Origin of the sequence: uncultured Endozoicomonas sp. (assembly GCF_947495845.1) — a bacterium.
Classification (GTDB): domain Bacteria; phylum Pseudomonadota; class Gammaproteobacteria; order Pseudomonadales; family Endozoicomonadaceae; genus Endozoicomonas.
On record NZ_CANMAO010000025.1, the window covers coordinates 20,871 to 40,221 of the forward strand.

Genomic DNA, 19,351 nt, shown 5'->3' on the forward strand with positions numbered 1-19,351 from the left:
TCAATCCTTTCCTGGCAAGCCTTTGTTGGCCTTGTTATGACCATAAGTGCGTGGCTGGGTGTAGTAATCAATGGTCGGTGCGGCCATGTTCATCAGTAGTGTGGCAAAAGCGACACCGTCAGGATAACCGCCCCAGGCACGGATAACATAAACCATAATGCCGACGCCGGCGCCGAAAATCAGACGACCACGGTTGCTGGTGGCGCCACTGACGGGATCAGTGATAATAAAGAAAGCACCTAACATGGTGGCACCACTGAGTAGGTGAAACACCGGGGAGCCATGGCTGTCTGAACCAGTGCCTCCCCAGAACAGAAAAGCCATCACCGCAATGGCTGCCAGCATGCCCACCGGTGCATGCCAGGTGAACACTTTTCGCCAGATCAGAAAGACGCCGCCCGCAAGGTAAGCAAGGTTTACCCACATCCAGCCGCGGCCTGCGAAACCATCAAATACAGGGTTGGCGGCCCACAGTTCATCCATGGTCAGGCTTTTGTTTTCCCGCATGACATCCAGCACCGTAGCGGTACTGATCGCGTCAACTTCGATACCCTGACCGAACGGGAAAATGGTGAATAAGGCATCGCTCAGGCTGTTGTTGTAACCCTCGACACCTAAAGGTGGCAGCCAGCTGGTCATTTCCTGAGGGAATGAAATCAGCACCAGTACATAACCGACCATGGCCGGGTTAAAGGGGTTTTGACCAAGGCCACCATAAAGGTGCTTGGCAATAATCATTGCGAAAGACACTGCCACCAGAGAAATCCAAAAGGGTGCGAAAGGTGGCAAGGCCAAACCCAGTAAAAGGCCGGTGACCAGAGCGCTGTAATCTTTCAGATAAAAAGACACTGGTCGTTTTCGGAGCGTCATCACCAGCGCTTCACAGCCCATGGCAATGAGAGAGCACCAGATCACATTGATCAGAGTGCCCCAGCCAAAGAAGATGGTTTGAGCAACCAGTGCGGGCACCGTGGCCATGATCACCAGAGCCATCACCCGTTGGGTGCTGTTCTGGCCAAGGGTGTGGGGAGAGGTTTCCCGCGCCCGCTGGCTTATGGACGCCGGCGGCTTGTTGGAAGTTCTGCTGTTAATCAAAGCCATTTAATGCCAGCCTAATTCCCATGCTATCGAGCATTGTAGGTCGGTAACCCAAAGGGTTGCCGACGATGCATATTGTTGGTTTTGTCGGCAATCCCGTTGGGATTACCGACCTACATAAGTTCATTACAGAGCGTCGAGTTTCTGCTTTGCATCAGCAGCCTTTTGTTCTGCATCTGCCAATTTCTGTTGTAGCTCCGCTTGCTCATCATCGCCGGCATTGGCCATTGCCCGCTGCAGCTTTTTAACAGCAGCATTTGCCATGGCGACTTCGATTTTCAGCTTTTTCGCGGCATCACTGAGCACAGGTTTTGGCTTTTTGGCGACAGGATGACCAGTGTCGTTTTTCGGTTCAGGTTGTGCTTCCGGTTGCGCTTCCGGTATTGCCGCCAGAGCGTTCACTTTGCTTTGGCATTCTGCTACTGCTTGTTGTAATGATTCGGTGGTTTCATTGTCGTGCTCAAGGGCTGCAGCCAAAGCACGCTCTGCTTTTTTCAGCGCCGCTTTGGCCATGGCAAGCTCAACCTTTCTCTTTTTCTCATCATCAGAGAGTGCTGGCTTTACTGCTTTCTCTGGCTTTTCTGGTTGTGCGTTTGGCAGAGAACTTTGATCAAATTCTTTTTGTAGCTTACCCACCTGCTCATTAAGCATGGCAAGGTTAGACGTCAATTGATCTGTATCTCCAGTGCCAGAGGATTCTGCCGCCGCCAGAGCGCGCTCGGTTTTCTTTACCTGAGCCTTAGCCATGGATAGCTGGATTTTCAGCTCTTTCTGCAGGCTGGTGAGTTCAGCTTTTGCTGTTGTGAGCGTCGATGTTGCGTTGTTAGCACGTTGAGCTGTTGCTGCTTTGCGAGCTTTGGCTCGGGCGATGGCGGCCTGAATGGGATCTTCTTCGCCTTTGCTGTCCGCTGGCTGATCAGTGGCTTTTGTAGCCTTCAGTTTGGCGGCGCGTTCGGCATTGGCTTTGCGCTTGGCTTCTTTCTCTGCCTTGTCTTGCTCCAGTCGAGCCAGTCGACTTTCATAGCGTACCTTGGAGCGTTCGGCTTTAGCGTGTTTGGCTTCCTGAGTGCGAATGGCACCTTTGGAGGCGCGATAGTATTGCACCAATGGAATAGACGACGGACAGACAAAAGCGCAGGCACCACACTCAATGCAGTCGAACAAATTGTGATGCATCAGCTGTTCATGGTTTTCAGCCTTCGCATGCCAATAAAGCTGTTGTGGCAGCAATGACGATGGACAGGCTTCGGCGCAGTGTCCACAGCGGATACAAGCTTGTGCGTCCGGTGCTGAAGGGAACTCTTCATGGGTTCCGGCAATCAGGCAGTTGGTGGTTTTAATGACTGGAATATCCAGACTGTCCACACCGAAGCCCATCATTGGTCCACCAAAAACAAGGGTGGAGAGTTGGGCGTCGTTTAATTCTGCATGGCGGAGCAAGTCGGCAGCCGGTGTGCCAATCAATGCTTCCACATTTTGTGGTGCAGATAATGCGTCGCCGGTCAATGTGGTGATTCTGGAGATCAACGGCTTGCCATCGAGAACAGCTTCTTTCACTGCAACGGCGGTGCCTACGTTTTGTACGACAATGCCTAAATCAGCTGGCAATTTTCCTGAAGGTACTTCCTGACCCGTAAGAATCTGAATCAGCTGTTTTTCACCGCCGGATGGGTAAACCGTAGGGAAAACGACAATGTGAATGTTTTTGCCAGCGGCGGCCTGCTGCATAGCGGTAATGGCTTCTGGTTTATTGTCTTCAATGCCGATCAGACACTCTGTGGCGCCGATCATGTACAGCAGTATTTCTGCGCCTTCAATGACCGCAGCAGCTCGTTCCCTCATCAACATATCGTCGGCGGTGATGTAGGGTTCGCATTCGGTACCATTAAGAATCAGTGTATTGATAGGTGAGCTGGGTGCCAGCTTGATAGCGGTTGGAAAACCGGCACCACCAAGGCCGCTGATGCCAGCATTACGCACTTTGTTGACCAGATCTTCTGGTGACAGTGCGTGATAATCAGCCACAGTCGTTAATTCACACCAGCGGTCGTCACCATCACTTTCCAGCACGACGCAGAGATCAGAAAAACCAGACACATGGGGAATTCGCCGATTCTCAATGGCGATGACGGTGCCGGACGTGGGCGCATGAATCGGCGCACTGACAAAACCATTGGCTCGGGCGATCATCTGTCCTTTCAGAACAGAATCACCTACGGACACAAGTGGTTCAGCGGGTGCGCCTGCATGTTGTGACAGCGGCAGAACCAGTTGCGCAGGTATTGGCGGGAAACCAATGGGCCGACCGGTGGATTGATGTTTATTCTCTTCAGGGTGAACACCACCCACCAAAGGCCAGATTTTGCGTTCGGAGCTGGCAATTACGTCAGCTGTCGTCTCAATACCGTTAGACGTTTTGTTAAACACCGCATTCATGCAGTCTGACCTCTGCGATCCGTAGCAATAAGACTGCTATTTGGGTTTGGCAACTCCCAGCTCCAGGTGCGAGTGGTGACGGCAACGGGGAGCATATCAATGCAGTCCACCGGGCAGGGTTCTACGCAAAGATCGCAGCCGGTGCATTCATCCACAATGACGGTGTGCATTTGTTTCGCGGCACCGAGGATGGCATCCACCGGGCAGGCCTGAATGCATTTGGTGCAACCGATGCATTCATCTTCACGGATAAAGGCCACTTTGGTAATCGGTTCTGCGCCGTCCTCGGCATCCAGGGGTTCGGCTTCTACATCCAGCAAATCGGCCAGGGTGTTGACGGTGGCCTGACCACCCGGGGGGCATTTGTTAATAGCATCGCCATTGGCAATGGCTTCGGCATAAGGGCGACAGCCGGGATAACCGCATTGACCACACTGGGTTTGGGGAAGGATTTCATTGATCTGGTCAACAATCGGGTTGCCTTCAACCTTGAAGCGGATAGAAGCAAAACCCAGAATCGCCCCGAAAATCAGGGCGAGAGTCAGCAGGGCGCCAATGGCGTAAAACACAATCTCCATGGATTAACGCACCTGCCCCATCGTTGTTATTACAACGGTTGTCATTTCTATCAAATTCGGCATCACAGTTTGATCAACCCGGTAAAGCCCATAAATGCCAGGGACATCAGTCCGGCGCTGATCATACCAATCGCTGCACCGCGGAACGGTGTTGGCACGTCCGCAGCAGCAATGCGTTCCCGCATGGCAGAAAAGAGTACCAGTACCAGAGAAAATCCAGCCGCAGCACCAAAGCCGTAAGTGGCGGAGTCCACCAGAGAACTGTCCAAACGGTTGGTGTTCAGCAGGGCGACACCGAGCACGGCACAGTTGGTGGTAATCAGGGGGAGAAACACACCCAGCACTTTATGAAGTAACGGACTGGTTTTGCGCACCACCATCTCGGTGAACTGCACCACCACGGCGATCACCAGGATAAAGGAGATGGTTTTCAGAAACTCCAGCCCCAGCGGCAGCAAAATATATTGATGAGTCAGATAACTGCAGATGGAGGCCAGCGTCAGTACAAACGTGGTGGCCATGGACATGCCCATGGCCGATTCCAGCTTGTTGGAAACGCCCATAAATGGACACAGCCCAAGAAACTGTACCAGAACAAAATTGTTGACCAGTATGGCGCTGACCAGAATCAGTATCAGTTCGCTCATTGGTTTCCCTATAGCCAATGTCTGCCGGAAGGCGTCAAGTATATATGCCTGAAAAATGTAGATAAATGTTGATTAAAGACATTTATCGAATAACGATAAACCTGTGTTTGGCTAATGCATTTTCAGGGTGCCACGAGAGTATTCGTGCCAACGGAGGCGGGATTATATCGTTACTGCAACTAGTATGCATGTAGTGTTGGCTGCAAATTTAATGGGGAAGTTTCGTACAGCGGGGTTACGCTTGGCCTGCGTCCAGTTCTAATATGGAGGTCAGCCTTGCACCAGCCGGTATTGGGATGTTGGGCACCGACTGGCCTCCCAGGCCTTATTACGCTGCAGAATGCCTTGAATCTTTTGGGTGCTTTGGAATGGGTTTTCGGCCATCAAGAACGTGTTTTATGGCTAAAACGGGATGCTTAAACAACATGCGTGGACCAGCCCATTTCATCACTTCACGAATTTTGTCCTGCTGATTTGCTTTATAACAATGGACTTTGCAATTCACACAGGTAGGTTTGTCGTCACCGTAAACACAACGTTCCAGGCGCCTTTTACTGAATGCCAGCAGAGATAAACACTCATTACACAGAGTACGGTGTTTGTGGTGGTGTTGGCAGTACAGTTCGATCATATGGCTGACAGTAATGTACTCTCGTGCCAGTCTAGGGTGATCTTTCAGTGGACCGTCGAGGGTGAGTGGCATAAACAGCTAAACCTTCTCTTATTCGATGCGGTAATATACCCGTCGCCTTTCAAGTTGCTACTTTGTTGGCTGCGCTCGCTCACCCCGATCACCTACTATTTGTAGGCTCACGGGACCCGAGGGCCTAAAGGCTTCACTCACTTGCCGCCGCGTAGCAACTTGAAATCCTTTGGGTATGATCCCATAGGTACGCATTTTCTCCAAATAATCTGGCATTTTGAGGTATGATCGGCATCATTCTTATGAGAAAAATGCTTTGAAGGCAGTGAATTTGTATGTCCGATAATGTAAATACGGAAACCGTGGGAATCACTAACGAAACGTTGGAAAAGACCAAGCTCAATCAGGAAACATCCAGTATTGGTTGGTCTGAATTGCAACGTTATTTTGCCCAGGGGCTTGTGCTCTACGTGGATAAGACGTTGGATCTGATCGATGTTGGTTATCAGATGTCGGTAGATAACAAAGCGACGATCGAACAGTGGTTGAAAGAAGGCAGCCTTGCCCAAGTGTCTGATGAGCAGGCGTTACGCTGGAACGATAGCGATCAAGAGTTCTGGGCGATGGTGATTCGCCCATGGGTTCTGGTTCAGGAAAAGGTTAACTGAATGTTGCAGATAGCGGACGGCGTACTGATCACTGCGGATGAAATAGAGCTCAGCTATATTCGAGCTCAAGGTGCGGGTGGCCAGAATGTAAATAAAGTGTCGTCTGCTGTTCACCTGAGGTTTGATATTCAGGCATCGTCGTTACCACCATTCTATAAAGAGCGTTTGATGGCACTCAGGGATGCCCGGATAACTCAGGACGGAGTCATTGTCTTAAAGGCTCAGCGATTTCGAACGCAAGAGAAAAACCGGGATGATGCCCTGCTTCGCCTGCAGGAATTAATTCAAAAGGCGACCGTCGTTCAAAAGCATCGTAAGGCCACACGGCCCACCCTGGCTTCTAAAAAACGCCGGGTGGAAGGTAAGAAAAAACGCGCTCAAGTTAAGAATTTACGTGGACGAATTGATCATTAAGTAAAGATATGACGCCAGCCATTAATCTGCTCAAAAAAGCCAAAGCTAATTTTAAGGTGCATCAGTACGACCATGATCCAGACAGTCACTCCTATGGCGAAGAGGCTGTGGAAAAAATGGGGCAGGATGCAAATCAGGTGTTTAAAACACTGCTGGTAAAGCTGGATGGACGACAACTGGTAGTTGCTGTGGTGCCGGTTGCCGGCATGTTGGATTTGAAAGCAATGGCCGCTGCCTGCGGTGCCAAGAAAGCAGTGATGGCAGAGCAGCAGGAAGCAGAGCGTTCAACGGGCTATTTATTTGGAGGTATTAGCCCGTTGGGTCAGAAAAAGCGCTTACCTACGGTAGTTAACAGAACTGCAGACAATTTTGAGACAATTTTTATCAGCGCTGGTCGTCGAGGGTTGGAGGTTGAGCTTGCTGCTGAAGATCTGTTGAAGCTAACGTCAGGATCTTTCGCAGCAATCAGCAAATGAAGGGCAGCTTACCAAGTGATCATTCACTAATCCCATGGACTGCATATAAGCATAACAGATGGTGCTGCCCACAAAGCTGAAACCGCGCTTCTTCATATCTTTACTCATCCTGTCAGACACTTCGGTGGTGGCAGGTACTTCACTCATGGTTTGCCGATGATTGATAATTGGCTGATGATCCACAAAAGACCAAAGGTACTGGCTGAAGCTAGCAAACTCTTGCTGCACTTTGATAAAGGCGTTGGCATTCTTGATGGCGCTTTTGATCTTCAAGCGATTCCGGATAATGCCAGTATCCTGAAGTAGTCGTTCAATATCCTGCTCTTTCATGCGGGCGACTTTTTCTACATCAAAGTCATGAAAGGCGTTTCGGTAGCCTTCTCGCCGCTTCAAAATCGTAATCCAGCTCAAGCCTGCTTGTGCGCCTTCCAGAATCAAAAACTCGAACAGTGTTTTATCGTCGTGGGTAGGCACACCCCACTCGTTATCGTGATATTGAATATATAGTGGGTCACTATGGCACCAAGTGCAGCGTGGGTCTTTCAAACTTTTTACTCCTTATGAAAACAGCCTATCTTTATATATTAATTTTGCCTATGTATATCATGTTTCAATTTATTCGGAGTTATTTTTGGAAATCTCAGCCGATCAGTCGATGCTTGCACAGGACTGCGTCCCTCACAAGAATAGAGAAAAAGCTGCAAGTAATGGAGCAGTCAGGTACTTGAGTGGAGAGTGCCGCTCAGGTGAGGGAATACAAGAAATTAAGCCTTTGGATCGTTATAAAGTCACTCTTGATAATCAAGCGGGTGTGAAACTTAATCAACACAATGGCGAGGTTGATCCATTAAGTGTTGAATTTGAAAAGTTGCTGGCTGCCTGTTCATCAGGGTATGTTTTATCAGATGTGAAGAAAGATCGATCGAACTCATTGCCCTTTGTTGCTTGTGAGGGAGATATTAATGGTTTGAGACCAGATTCTCCAATGTTTGCTGACAACGTCAGCGCGGTCGACGTGTTCAATGAATGCGATGCTTACAATAGCGAAGGAATCAGGCGGTCATTGTCATCCCCTGAAAGCTCAAGTGTTAGTTCAAAGGCTGAAGAGAAGTCTGAGAAATGCCAAAAAAGTATCGTAATACCCTTTTTCCATAAGAAAAATCAGATCACAAGTTTAATAACATTATTCAGGGGAAGTTCATTGCAGCAGTTATCGACGCTCTCGAAAATAAACAAGTTTCCCGCTGAGTGCTGGCCTGTGTTGAACAGATATATAATGACCGCTCACTTAGAGAAGTATATTGCGGAAGGAGTCAGTGGGTTGTTTCGAGTCCCTGCACTTAAGTCTGATATTAAAATGCTTGAATACGTAATTAATCAACAAAAAATACCCGATCACTTGCTTTTAAAACCTGCGTGTTTAGCCGGTTTTCTTAAAAATAGAATCAGAGAAATAGGTTTTTTTAACGTTGAGGACTGTAACCGATTATTGACTATAGAGAGTAATGGTCTTGATGAAGGGGCGAAATATACAGCACTGAATAAATTAATTAAGGCGTCATTGTCTACTAAGTCATTGGAGGATCGAGACTGGTTTTTAATTGCAGTGAAGCTTTTTGGTGAAGCGTACCGAAGTGCCCCGAACGAGCCTAGCAAGGAAGAGCAGCGGGTGTGTAAGCGAGACCTTGTCGGTTTATTTGCGCAGCATTTCTTTGTTCACCCTGAAATAGACTATTCGTCCTATGCGTCCGGTGCGGCTGGGGCAAGCAAGATGTTTGAGGAGTTTGAAGCGAAAAAGGAAGAACCCATAGTGATGAAGCGTCTATTATCCATACCTGACTTGCAAGCACTGGCTAGCGAACTCAATGCCAGCTAAGATAGCCGTTTACCAGACAAAGGCGACTATTGATGAAGATAGCCAAAGAACGAGTGGCGCTGTTTCATTACACTCTGAAAAATGATGATGGAGAAGTGCTGGATAGCTCTGAAGGCGAGTCTCCCATGGCTTATATTCACGGTGAGTACAACATTGTTGAAGGCTTGGAGAATGCGCTGGAAGGCAAGCAGGCTGGAGATAAGTTTGAAGTCTCTGTTGAGTCCGCTGAAGGCTACGGCGAGTACGATGAGAGTCTGGTTCAGCCAGTGCCGAAAGAGCAGTTTGGTGATCATTCTGTCGAAGTAGGTCAGCAATTTCATGCTGACACAGCCATCGGCCCTCGTGTTGTAACGGTTATCGCGATTAATGAAGAAGAAGATCAGGTGGTGATTGACGCAAATCACTCCCTTGCGGGTGAGAATCTGCACTTCAGTGTTGAGGTGGTTGACGTTCGTGAAGCAACAAAAGAAGAACTGGATCATGGTCATGTTCATGGGCCTGGTGGTCATGAGCACTGAATAAAATTGAGTGCAAAAAAAGCCGACGTTTGTCGGCTTTTTTTATGGCGCCAGTTTAAGTAGTTGAGCATTTGGAGTCGAATATTTCTGGCTCATTGAACAGGTTCTCTGCAAGGCGCAACGGCGGGAGCATAGCGAGCTATGAGACCAGAGTTGCAACGCAGTCAGAGCGCCTGTTCAATGAGTCAGAAAATATGATTTCATGTGGTTAACTACTTAAGCATCAGTAAGTAAGATAAACAGCGTGCTTTGTTTTCTGTAGTGTCAGTAGTTGGATGTTTTCCAGCAAACCATCTTCGACCAGCGCTTTAAATGCCATGGTAGTTCGCATGTTGTGTAAATCATTGCGGCTTTCCCAGAGTCCTAGGGGGCGTCACCATCTAACCGATCTATCAGCTTATGAGCCTGACCATAAGACCAGCCAATAATGGGCTACTGTTTGTTATTTTGGTTTGCTATGGCTCGGACAGTGCTCAAAGATGAACAGTGGGATCGGATCAAAGATATGTTACCCGGTAAAGCATCTGATCCGGGGCCAACAGCCCAAAACAGGTTATTTGTAGAGGCGATTCTTTGGATTGGCCGTACTGGAGCCCCATGGAGAGATTTGCCGGAAGAGTTCGGTCATTGGGCCAGTACGTACAATCGGTTCAATCGCTGGTGTAAAAGGGGCATATGGAGTTGGGTCTTTAAAGAGCTGAGTAAAGATCGTGATATGGAGTATCTAATGGTTGATGGCTCAATTACCCGTGTTCATCAACACGGAGCGCCTAAAAAACAGAACAAGACAGCGAAGCGGTCGGAAAATCAAGAGGTGGATTAACAACCAAAATTCATGCTGCAACAGATGCGCTTGGTAACCCTGTCCGCTTTATTCTCACGGCTGGACAGGCATCAGAGTATGGTCAGGCAAATGCCCTGATAGAAGGCTTTTCTGCTGATTTTGTTCTTGCTGACAGAGGCTATGACTCTAATGCATTCCTCTTGGAGATCAAGAGATCAGGGGCTACACAGGTTATTCCTCCAAAGAAAAACCGCGTAGATCAGAGAGATTATGATAAACAGATTTATAAAGAGCGTAATCTGGTTGAGCGTCTGTTTCAAAAGCTCAAGAACTTCCGGCGGATAGCAACCCGCTACGAGCGATTGCCACGAAACTACATGGGAATGCTTGAGGTGGCGGCGATCATAATTTGGCTGGCGTGAGTCACATTTGTTAATTGACTGTTCGGTTAGATGGTGACGCCCCCTAGGTCCATCAGCAGGGTACTGACTTTAAATGTATTGCCTTTGCTCATAGTGTCGATGGCCTGTTGCAGCGGGCCTAACAGTTGAATCAGTCGCATACTCCTCTCCCTGAAACCGTACTTCAGATGTTTATTTTAAAGGGAGAGGGGGCTGGAACACAGTTAGCGGAAGGTCGAGGTTTGCCCTCTACATTGGTCGTAGAGGGAGTGATGATCAATAAATGATTGGACTGAGCAAAAGGTAAAAATAGTGAGCGGCGACGCCAGCACAAATACCACCGATGGTGTGGGCAAGAATGGCCTTAGACGTCAACTGTCTGAAACCAAGCGAATCCAGCATGGCGGTATGTGTGCTCAGGTAACCACTCCAGCACATTCCCATTGCAGTAAATACGGCGATGTCGCTGCCGCCAACGAGCCCTTGATTGATAAAGTTCGGTACCAGAGACATGGCTGCACCAACAGCACCCAAAGACGTGATTGGAAATGCCACCAACTCCGCATGATCAAAACCAAACAGCAGCTCAAACAGCCAGGTGAAATGACTGGCGAGTTTCGGTAACAGTGCAACACCTTCAAACGCAGCGCCAGTGTAACCTGTGGTTGGGGCATCAAAGGTCAGCACCATGACAAATGTACTGATAATCAAAACGCCGGGAATAATAGCAACGCCCATGGCAACGCCGCCCTTACCACCATCCAGTAGAGCATTCAGGAAACGTAACCACACCGGATCGGTGGAGCTGTGATCGTCCAGAAGATCGCTGTGAGTGGCGGTGAAACTCGCATCATGGAGCCGGTGGTCGTTGCGGATAAATCGCTGCATCAGGCGCGTAGACACAATAGCGCCGACCATTGCACCTGCAAGCCCAATCATGGCGGGAATAAAATAGGTGTCACCCGTCTGGCTGTTCTGCAGTGTCGCCATAAAGGTGATAACAATCAGGCCCATGCCGAACGAGGTGCCAAAGTTAGTCAGAGAGATAATCTCGTGCACTTTGAAAGAATGGTTAAAGCGACGATCTTTTGCCAGACCAATGATGGCGGGATTATCGGAAAAGAAGGTCATCATGGCCGCCATGGCTGCGCGGCCTGGCAGATTGAACAGTGGGCGCATGAATGGCACCAGCATGCGCTCAATCAGAGCAATAACGTGAAACTCCATTAGCAGACGACCGGCGGCGCCGGTCAGTACGGTAATTCCCATGAGAAAAAGTACGGTGTTCAGCAGCAGCTGGTGGGCCGTGTTGAACAGGGTGTTAAACATGTTGGTCACACCCATGGTTTGACCAAGGTAGCCAAACAACAAGCCTGACAGTGTCAGAAGTAAAATAGGCTCCACGGTATGTCTGATATTTCGTGTAGCATCTGATCCGGATGGGACGGCTTTACTCATAAATAATCCAGAAAAACAGTAGGTAACTTGTTAGACAAGCGTGCACTCCCTCAGTTCCCACGAGGAAGGAGGGTTTCGCAAAACTCCAAACGTCTCGTTCCCATGCTCCGCGTGGGAATGCATACCCTTGAATTGTAAAGGGTTAGAAGTATGGGTTCCCACGCAATACCCAAAGGGCATAAAAGCATGGGAACCAGGGCTTTAGCGACAACCTCGGAGCATGGGAACGAGGAATTCTTTCAGAATTACCGACCTTGTGTGTTTTGCTCAGAAAGTTGGCAACCATTCTCTTTAAGGAACAGTGCCAGCCTGCCTCAATGCTCTCGAGTTGTGCGGAAGGTAACGTCAGGATAACGTTCTTCAGACAAAGACAGGTTTACCTGGGTCGGTGCCAGATAAGTGAGGTAGCCGCCACCGTCGATGGCAAGGTTTTCAGCGCACTTACGTTTGAACTCTTCCAGCTTCTTGTTGTCTTTACAGTCCACCCAGCGGGCTGTATTCACAGTGACGGGTTCGTAAATGGCTTCTACTTTGTACTCATCCTGCAGGCGTCGCATCACCACATCAAACTGCAGCACACCCACGGCGCCCAGAATCAGGTCATTGTTGTTTAATGGCATGAACAGCTGAGTAGCACCTTCTTCAGACAGTTCTTTCAAACCTTTCTGCAATTGCTTCAGTTTCAGCGGATCTTTCAGACGAACGCGGCGGAACATTTCAGGGGCAAAGTGAGGAATCCCCATAAACTTCATCAGTTCGCCTTGAGTGAAGGTGTCACCAATCTGAATGGTGCCGTGGTTGTGTAGACCAATGATATCGCCGGAGATGGCTTCATCCACATGTGAGCGATCACCTGCAAGGAAAGTGACGGCGTCGGCGATCTTAATGTCTTTACCGATTCGCACGTGTTTCATCTTCATGTTGCGGGTGTATTTACCGGAACAAATGCGAAGGAAGGCGATACGGTCACGGTGCTTTGGATCCATGTTTGCCTGAATCTTGAACACGAAACCGGAGAAGTTATCTTCTGTTGCAGGCACTGAGCGAGCATCAGTTTCCCGTGGCAGCGGTGAAGGCGCCCACTTTACGAAATCGTTCAGCATTTCACGAACGCCGAAGTTGGAAAGCGCGGTACCAAAGAAGACCGGTGTCATGCGTCCAGCTTGGTATTCTTCAAGATCGAACTCGTGGCTGGCGCCGCGAACCAGTTCGATCTCTTCCATCATGTCGGCGTGGAGGTCACCCAGTAGTTCGATCGCTTCTGGTGATTCAATGCCCTGAATTTGGATGTCATCCGGCACCACGCTGGCCTGACCCGGCTTGAACACATGGATAGTGTCGGTATACAGGTTGTAGACGCCTTTAAAGCGTTTGCCCATGCTGATTGGCCAGGTGATCGGGGCGCACTGGATTTTCAGGATGTCTTCGATTTCGTCGAGAACTTCAATCTGGTCACGAACTTCCCGGTCCATTTTGTTCACGAAAGTGAAGATTGGTGTATCACGTAAACGACACACTTCCATTAATTTGATGGTCCGGTCTTCAACACCTTTGGCGCCGTCGATAACCATCAGACAGCTGTCTACCGCAGTTAATGTACGGTAAGTGTCTTCCGAGAAATCTTCGTGCCCTGGTGTGTCCAGCAAATTGACGATGCGGTCGTGGTAAGGAAACTGCATTACGGAGGTAGTGATGGAGATACCCCGTTCCTGTTCCATTTTCATCCAGTCAGACGTTGCCATACGACCGGTTTTCTTACCTTTTACGGTGCCCGCCAGCTGAATCGCACCACCGAGCAGCAGCAGCTTTTCGGTAATCGTGGTTTTACCGGCGTCCGGGTGGGAGATGATGGCAAAGGTTCGTCTGGTTTCAACTTCCCGCGACAATGCTGACATGCGTGTTTCCATGGTGTGGGGAACCTTGTACACAAGTACTTAAAACCCACAGGCAGATGACGACGGGTAGATTAAGATGAGTGGGAGTGTACAAAACTCCAAAATAAAATAATGGGTGAATTATCCAAATCAGTGCGGCGACTGCAAGCTGATTGGCCGTTTTACTGCAAAAAGGGTGGAAAACGCCCGTTAATCATAAATGACATCCAGCAAAAGACGCGCTGGTTTTGCTTGCCAGTTGGAAAATTCCAGCCAGCCGGGATAATCAATGTGCTTTTTCAGATAGATGGGTTGTTGAATATCGGGTGCATTGACGATGGTTGCAGTGATGGTTCCTGCTTTGATGCCATTGGTAATGCTGCGTTTAATATTAACGACAATGTTTTTATTTTCTTCGCTGGCCTCGTGTGCGCTGGATAGCGTTATGTTGATATCCATGGGGTAACCGACCAGACCCCACCAGTTCTCTTGATCAACCAGTAGGAAGCGTCCGGCATTGTTTCTGGTTTTATCAAACATGCCTTGGTTAATGACTGTAGCGAGTGCTTCTTCATCGAAAAAGAAATCAGCCTCTTTGATGACCCTGCCATGGATAATCTTGTAATTTGTGATTTTCCAGGGGGAGTCCTCAGGCAACTCCACCGCGGTGAGGCTGGCGGCTCCCTGATAGGGCTTGGTTGCATAGTACGTGGCGTAAGCTGAACCAGCTACGATTGCTGTGACCACGATGGCAATGCCGAGGACTTCAAGGCCGTCAGTGTTGGTATCGGAGAGTGATTGATCGTCATTGTCTGTGTTGCTATTGGTGTAGCAGGTAGTACACCAGGATAGGGGGTACCAGCCAGAATGAGCCGGGTATTTTTTTTCTGATTCGATAATGGCAGTTTGGGCGTTATAGCGATGACTCTTTAATTGGTACAGAGCCATGTGTTCGTAGCTAATAGGGCTTTCAGAATGGCCATTGGCGGATAGACCCAGCAGTAGGGTTAAACCAAGGGTTAATAGTTTCTTCAAGAGAGTCAAATGCATTTCTAACGGTTATTGTCATTATACCAGTGAACTTGGATCAGTGGTTGACCAGAAAGTTCCCGGATGATCGTTTGAGTCCAAGGGGGCATTCGTAGTTAAATATGCCTTTATGTTGTCGCTGTGATTCCAATGACTACCTTACCCTGCTTCAAAGCTTACGATGTCCGTGGCCGGCTCCCTAATGAATTGAATGACGATATTGCCTATCGCATCGGGCGAGCCTATGGCGAGTTTCTCAAGCCGCGGGATGTGGTGGTTGGCGGTGATATCCGACTGACCAGTGAGTCGCTGAAACACGCCCTGTCAGAAGGCCTGCGGGATGCCGGTGTGAATGTGCTGGATATTGGTCTCAGCGGCACAGAAGAGATTTATTTTGCCACATTCCATTTAGGTATAGACGGCGGTGTTCAGGTAACTGCCAGTCATAACCCGATCGATTACAACGGCATGAAAATGGTGCTTAAAGGTGCTCAGCCGGTCACAGCGGATAATGGTTTGCTGGATATAGAGAGGTTGGCTGCGGAGAATCAGTTCGCCGAGCCTTCGGTGGAGAGAGGTAGTTATCAGCAGATTAATCTACTTGATGAGTATGTTGAGCATCTGCTTAGTTACATTAAGCCTGAAAATTTAAAACCTCTAAAGCTGGTGGTGAATGCTGGCAACGGTGCCGCCGGTCATGTAGTTGATGCTATTGAGCAGCGTTTCCAGTCTCTGAATGTGCCGGTAGAGTTTGTGAAAATCCATCACGAACCCGATGGCAACTTTCCCCATGGTATTCCTAATCCGTTATTGCACGACTGCCGTCAGGCAACCACCGATGCAGTTCTGGCCCACGGTGCTGATATGGGCATTGCCTGGGATGGCGATTTTGACCGTTGTTTTCTGTTCGATGAGCAGGGGCAGTTTATTGAAGGTTATTACATCGTTGGGCTGTTGGGTGAGGCATTTCTGGCTCATCATAAAGGCGCAAAAATCATCCATGATCCACGGCTTACCTGGAATACCATTGATCAGGTGAAGGCGGCGGGCGGTGAGCCTGTGCTGTGCAAAACCGGCCATGCATTTATTAAAGAGCGCATGCGTCTGGAAGATGCCGTTTATGGTGGTGAGATGAGTGCTCACCATTACTTCCGTGATTTTGCCTATTGTGACTCAGGCATGATTCCCTGGTTGCTGGTGGCGGAATTGATGTCGGGTAAAGGTCAACCGTTGTCTGCATTGGTGAGTGATCGCATTGCCAGATTCCCATCGTCCGGAGAAATCAATAGCAAGCTGAAAGATCCTCAGGCCGCCATCGAACGAGTGTTGGCAACCTATCAGCAAGAGGCGATTGAAGTCGATAACACCGATGGCATTTCTCTGGATATGGGGCAATGGCGGTTTAACCTTCGGCTGTCTAACACCGAGCCGGTGATTCGCCTGAATGTGGAAAGTCGGGGCGATGAAAGCCTGATGCAGGAAAAAACCGAAGAGCTTCTCAAGCTGATTCGAGACTGATTTAAAGACCGTTGATTAAAAGATCAGAGTGAGTTTATCAATATGAGCATTATTAAAAAGTGCCTTTTTCCGGCAGCAGGTTACGGAACCCGCTTCCTGCCAGCCACCAAATCCATGCCCAAAGAGATGATGCCCATCGTCAGCAAGCCGCTGATCGAATATGGCGTTGAAGAAGCGCTACAGGCGGGCATGTCCGATGTGTGTATCGTCACTGGCCGGGGCAAACGCTCTCTGGAAGATCATTTTGATGTGAATTACGAGCTGGAACACCAGATCTCCGGTACGGATAAAGAGAGCCTGTTATCCGATATTCGCAGCGTGATTGATCAATGCTCTTTCTCCTACACCCGTCAGCGGGAGATGAAAGGTCTGGGGCACGCAGTATTGACTGGTCAAACGCTTATTGGCGACCAGCCATTTGGCATGGTGCTGGCGGACGACCTTTGCATCAATACCGAAGGTCCCGGGGTTCTCGCTCAAATGGCTCAGCTGTATAAACAGTTCCGCTGTTCCATTGTGGCGGTGATGGAAGTGCCTGATGATGAGGTGCACAAATACGGCATCATCGATGGTCAGGCCATCTCCGATGAGCTAATCCGTGTTGAGAACATGGTGGAAAAGCCTTCCAAAGCCGATGCGCCCAGTAATCTTGCCATCATCGGTCGCTATATTCTGACCCCGGATATTTTTGATTTGATTCAGGATACTCAGCCCGGCAAGGGCGGTGAGATCCAGATTACCGATGCACTGATGGCGCAGGCGCAACGAGGTTGTGTGATGGCTTATAAGTTTAAAGGCAGGCGTTTTGATTGCGGCAGTATTGAAGGGTTTATTGAGGCGACCAACTATTGTTACGACCATCTTTATAAGTAGTTATTATACCAATTCTGCTTTTAAATGATGGTCTGCGCAGCTATTTTGAGCGACTGTATCTGTGTTGAAGTTCATCGTCATAGCTACCACCCACAGGGTGTAAAGGCTATGACTCGTCTCTTCGCCTTTATGCCCTCGGGTATTGCCCAGTCGCCCAAAATAACTTGCTAGACCCATATTTTAAAAGCGTCATTGGTATTAGTCATCTTTTCTGACACAGGGGGAACTTACGGCAGCGATAAAGGGCCTGTGAAATAGAATATTTATCACCTGATAGGCTTCCAGGCTCGTTAGGTATCACCCTTCAGCCAACAAATTCCACCTCTGACAATCATCACAATGCGCGAGAGCTGCTTTCTTTGAATAAGAGCTTGTGGCTCAGCTGTTCCCAACGAAGAAAACACTAACTCATTGATGGTATTAGGTGTTGGTAGATAAGTTGCGCGAGCAGGCTCTAGCTTTTACCTATATATCAATAGGTTAAGCCTTTATCGGGAATCGCTGATTGTGGCTTATTTACTTGGAACAAGTGATGGAAATATTCGAATCACTGGGGCTTATCAGAATGTCTAATATTATTTGCGAACTTATAATTTAGAATTATAAAAAACAAACTATGAATTATTGACAAACAAGGTAAGCGCAGGGATAGAGGTCAGCTATGGAAGTATCAAAGATCATCAGCAAGGCAGGGCAGTTAGCCAGTGTGGCTAAACCAATACTTGTTACTGGAGGGGCGGGGCGTCTTGGAAGCCGGGTTGTCAGCCATATCGGTAATAGCCATGCTGTGCAGGCGACATCAAGCACGCAAAGATCAGGCTATATGCATTTATCATTGGACGACTCAGTAAAAAGCATGCAGAAAAAAATCAGGGATTATTCGATGGTTATTCACTCTGCCTGCCTCAGTAAAGGTACTCCTGATCAAATTCACGAGGCCAATGTAAACGGTACAAAAAGAATTATTCAAGCCTGCAGGGAATCGGATATTCCAATCATGTACATTTCATCCGCCGCCTCAAAGATCAAAGGCTTGTCCAGTGAAGCAACACCCTATGCCCATTCAAAGATGGAAGCTGAGAACTACGCCATTGAAAATGGTGTTCCCGTTGCCAGAGTTGGCGTGCTCGTTGGGGATGATAAGCAGGCAACTATCTCACTATGTAATATGGCGGGCATGATAAGTAGAACTCTGCCGTCCATTTCAATACGCGCCCAAGATAGCCATATTCAACCAATAGACTACGAAAGTGCAGCCGCCTGTATTCGATATATGGCAGAAATAATGCTGCAGAATAAAAATTATAATGAGGTGATTGATATTGTGGGAGACCCTGTATCACTCAATGCGTTTCTAGATATGATTAACCCTTCGGCGATTCCATTGTATGTTGAACTCGATGACTTAAAAGAACTTGCAGAGTTAATCAATGACGGAGCATTTACTCTAGAATTTATTGAACTGGCAAAAAAAGACGGTGAGACCATAAAAAATGATAAGCTGAAAGACGTTCTCGGATCGGGTTTTAAAACCGTAACCGAGATTGCCAGTGAGGCCAGAAAAGAAATAGGTTTTACAAAAACAAGTGGAATCGCCAGAAAAATACTGGCAGGTAAATGCTTGTCGGAAAGACGCAAGATAATAGAAGAAGTGATTAATCTGATCAGAGTCAGCAAGCGAACTGGTAGGCTTTCATGACTCCTTATAGAAAACTTAACAGGAGCACCCCTAATACCATCCTATAAGTAGGTAATACTTTGTAATCGGATATTTTGTAATCGGATATTTTGTTTATTTGACCAAGAAATAGTTCAAGCCTTTGGTAGCAAAGCCTTAAGTCAGTGGAATCGCAATATCTATGCTCCGAAAAATAGTCGAAAGCAAACTATCACCTACTTATAATACCAATTCTGTTTTTAAATTATGGGCTGCGCAGCCCATAATTTAAAAACAGAATTGGTATTAATAGAAACTATCGGTCCTGGGTGAGGATTCTTGTCGATCAATATGGGTGCTCTTGTTGTGCTCTTGTTGTGCTCGTATGGTGTTCTACAAGAAT

Annotated in this window: 18 protein-coding genes; 9 read left to right on the top strand and 9 right to left on the bottom strand. The window is 48.2% G+C overall.

Translation table 11 applies throughout. The features are described from left to right. The 5 genes from rsxD to Q1B11_RS15325 form a co-directional block, all read right to left on the bottom strand. On the bottom strand, positions 1-1,101 hold the full coding sequence (rsxD, locus tag Q1B11_RS15305; protein ID WP_299734192.1) for an electron transport complex subunit RsxD: 1,101 nt from the start codon (positions 1,099-1,101) through the stop codon (positions 1-3). A 123-nt stretch (positions 1,102-1,224) separates the two neighbouring features. Continuing rightward, entirely contained in the window at positions 1,225-3,534 is a 2,310-nt protein-coding gene (rsxC, locus tag Q1B11_RS15310; RefSeq protein WP_299734193.1) for an electron transport complex subunit RsxC, read from the bottom strand. Further along, positions 3,531-4,112 (bottom strand): electron transport complex subunit RsxB, encoded by a 582-nt coding sequence (gene rsxB, locus Q1B11_RS15315; RefSeq protein WP_299734194.1) that lies wholly within the window; start codon positions 4,110-4,112, stop codon positions 3,531-3,533. The genes rsxC and rsxB overlap by 4 nt, the downstream gene beginning before the upstream one ends. A 62-nt stretch (positions 4,113-4,174) precedes the next feature. Beyond that, positions 4,175-4,759: an electron transport complex subunit RsxA gene (rsxA, locus tag Q1B11_RS15320; protein ID WP_299734195.1), complete on the bottom strand. Its 585-nt coding sequence runs from the start codon at positions 4,757-4,759 to the stop codon at positions 4,175-4,177. 328 nt (positions 4,760-5,087) lie between these two features. Next, on the bottom strand, positions 5,088-5,462 hold the full coding sequence (locus Q1B11_RS15325) for a nitrous oxide-stimulated promoter family protein (protein WP_067518971.1): 375 nt from the start codon (positions 5,460-5,462) through the stop codon (positions 5,088-5,090). A 275-nt stretch (positions 5,463-5,737) separates the two neighbouring features. Between Q1B11_RS15325 and Q1B11_RS15330 the strand changes: the two genes are divergently transcribed. The 3 genes from Q1B11_RS15330 to ybaK are packed head-to-tail and all read left to right on the top strand — an operon-like array spanning position 5,738 to position 6,960. Continuing rightward, the gene (locus Q1B11_RS15330) at positions 5,738-6,070 is read left to right on the top strand and encodes a DUF2288 domain-containing protein (RefSeq protein WP_299734196.1); all 333 of its coding nucleotides are present in this window, start codon (positions 5,738-5,740) and stop codon (positions 6,068-6,070) included. After that, positions 6,071-6,484 carry an alternative ribosome rescue aminoacyl-tRNA hydrolase ArfB gene (gene arfB / locus Q1B11_RS15335; RefSeq protein WP_299734197.1) on the top strand — a complete coding sequence of 138 codons (414 nt, stop codon included), beginning with the start codon at positions 6,071-6,073 and terminating at the stop codon, positions 6,482-6,484. 8 nt (positions 6,485-6,492) lie between these two features. Beyond that, complete coding sequence (ybaK, locus tag Q1B11_RS15340) at positions 6,493-6,960, top strand: Cys-tRNA(Pro) deacylase (protein ID WP_299734198.1); 468 nt, start codon at positions 6,493-6,495, stop codon at positions 6,958-6,960. Here the strand turns inward: ybaK and Q1B11_RS15345 are convergent. Next, the gene (locus Q1B11_RS15345) at positions 6,931-7,506 is read right to left on the bottom strand and encodes a DNA-3-methyladenine glycosylase I (protein ID WP_299734199.1); all 576 of its coding nucleotides are present in this window, start codon (positions 7,504-7,506) and stop codon (positions 6,931-6,933) included. The genes ybaK and Q1B11_RS15345 overlap by 30 nt on opposite strands. Positions 7,507-7,591: 85 nt before the next feature. On the opposite strand from Q1B11_RS15345, the gene Q1B11_RS15350 reads away from it, so the two are divergent. The 3 genes from Q1B11_RS15350 to Q1B11_RS15360 all read left to right on the top strand — a co-directional run bounded on the left by Q1B11_RS15350 (position 7,592) and on the right by Q1B11_RS15360 (position 10,560). Next, positions 7,592-8,836 carry a hypothetical protein gene (locus Q1B11_RS15350; protein ID WP_299734200.1) on the top strand — a complete coding sequence of 415 codons (1,245 nt, stop codon included), beginning with the start codon at positions 7,592-7,594 and terminating at the stop codon, positions 8,834-8,836. Positions 8,837-8,868: 32 nt separating this feature from the next. Continuing rightward, a complete protein-coding gene (locus Q1B11_RS15355) occupies positions 8,869-9,354 on the top strand; it encodes a peptidylprolyl isomerase (RefSeq protein ID WP_299734201.1) in 486 nt (161 codons plus the stop codon). Between the two features lie 457 nt (positions 9,355-9,811). Then, a protein-coding gene (locus tag Q1B11_RS15360) for an IS5 family transposase (protein ID WP_299734202.1) occupies positions 9,812-10,560 on the top strand; the annotation gives its coding sequence in 2 pieces (ribosomal slippage) (positions 9,812-10,141 and positions 10,144-10,560; 747 coding nt in all). Between the two features lie 255 nt (positions 10,561-10,815). Here Q1B11_RS15360 and Q1B11_RS15365 read toward each other — a convergent pair. The 3 genes from Q1B11_RS15365 to Q1B11_RS15375 all read right to left on the bottom strand — a co-directional run bounded on the left by Q1B11_RS15365 (position 10,816) and on the right by Q1B11_RS15375 (position 14,921). Continuing rightward, positions 10,816-11,997 (bottom strand): hypothetical protein, encoded by a 1,182-nt coding sequence (locus Q1B11_RS15365; protein WP_299734203.1) that lies wholly within the window; start codon positions 11,995-11,997, stop codon positions 10,816-10,818. A gap of 314 nt (positions 11,998-12,311) precedes the next feature. Next, positions 12,312-13,892 carry a peptide chain release factor 3 gene (locus Q1B11_RS15370; RefSeq protein WP_299734204.1) on the bottom strand — a complete coding sequence of 527 codons (1,581 nt, stop codon included), beginning with the start codon at positions 13,890-13,892 and terminating at the stop codon, positions 12,312-12,314. A 189-nt stretch (positions 13,893-14,081) separates the two neighbouring features. Next, a complete protein-coding gene (locus Q1B11_RS15375; RefSeq protein WP_299734205.1) occupies positions 14,082-14,921 on the bottom strand; it encodes a hypothetical protein in 840 nt (279 codons plus the stop codon). A 129-nt stretch (positions 14,922-15,050) separates the two neighbouring features. On the opposite strand from Q1B11_RS15375, the gene Q1B11_RS15380 reads away from it, so the two are divergent. The 3 genes from Q1B11_RS15380 (at position 15,051) to Q1B11_RS15390 (ending at position 18,990) form a co-directional block, all read left to right on the top strand. Continuing rightward, positions 15,051-16,418: a phosphomannomutase CpsG gene (locus Q1B11_RS15380; RefSeq protein WP_299734206.1), complete on the top strand. Its 1,368-nt coding sequence runs from the start codon at positions 15,051-15,053 to the stop codon at positions 16,416-16,418. A gap of 48 nt (positions 16,419-16,466) precedes the next feature. Beyond that, positions 16,467-17,291, top strand: coding sequence for a UTP--glucose-1-phosphate uridylyltransferase GalU (galU, locus tag Q1B11_RS15385; protein WP_299734226.1), 825 nt, complete (start codon positions 16,467-16,469; stop codon positions 17,289-17,291). A gap of 661 nt (positions 17,292-17,952) precedes the next feature. Then, on the top strand, positions 17,953-18,990 hold the full coding sequence (locus tag Q1B11_RS15390; RefSeq protein ID WP_299734207.1) for an NAD(P)-dependent oxidoreductase: 1,038 nt from the start codon (positions 17,953-17,955) through the stop codon (positions 18,988-18,990). The last annotated feature ends 361 nt before the right edge of the window (positions 18,991-19,351 follow it).

Coding starts and splice junctions, on each gene's coding strand:
- rsxD (WP_299734192.1), bottom strand. CDS start 1,101: ATGGCTTTGATTAACAGCAGAACTTCCAACAAGCCGCCGGCGTCCATA.
- rsxC (WP_299734193.1), bottom strand. CDS start 3,534: ATGAATGCGGTGTTTAACAAAACGTCTAACGGTATTGAGACGACAGCT.
- rsxB (WP_299734194.1), bottom strand. CDS start 4,112: ATGGAGATTGTGTTTTACGCCATTGGCGCCCTGCTGACTCTCGCCCTG.
- rsxA (WP_299734195.1), bottom strand. CDS start 4,759: ATGAGCGAACTGATACTGATTCTGGTCAGCGCCATACTGGTCAACAAT.
- Q1B11_RS15325 (WP_067518971.1), bottom strand. CDS start 5,462: ATGCCACTCACCCTCGACGGTCCACTGAAAGATCACCCTAGACTGGCA.
- Q1B11_RS15330 (WP_299734196.1), top strand. CDS start 5,738: ATGTCCGATAATGTAAATACGGAAACCGTGGGAATCACTAACGAAACG.
- arfB (WP_299734197.1), top strand. CDS start 6,071: ATGTTGCAGATAGCGGACGGCGTACTGATCACTGCGGATGAAATAGAG.
- ybaK (WP_299734198.1), top strand. CDS start 6,493: ATGACGCCAGCCATTAATCTGCTCAAAAAAGCCAAAGCTAATTTTAAG.
- Q1B11_RS15355 (WP_299734201.1), top strand. CDS start 8,869: ATGAAGATAGCCAAAGAACGAGTGGCGCTGTTTCATTACACTCTGAAA.
- Q1B11_RS15365 (WP_299734203.1), bottom strand. CDS start 11,997: ATGAGTAAAGCCGTCCCATCCGGATCAGATGCTACACGAAATATCAGA.
- Q1B11_RS15370 (WP_299734204.1), bottom strand. CDS start 13,892: ATGTCAGCATTGTCGCGGGAAGTTGAAACCAGACGAACCTTTGCCATC.
- Q1B11_RS15375 (WP_299734205.1), bottom strand. CDS start 14,921: ATGCATTTGACTCTCTTGAAGAAACTATTAACCCTTGGTTTAACCCTA.
- Q1B11_RS15380 (WP_299734206.1), top strand. CDS start 15,051: ATGACTACCTTACCCTGCTTCAAAGCTTACGATGTCCGTGGCCGGCTC.
- Q1B11_RS15390 (WP_299734207.1), top strand. CDS start 17,953: ATGGAAGTATCAAAGATCATCAGCAAGGCAGGGCAGTTAGCCAGTGTG.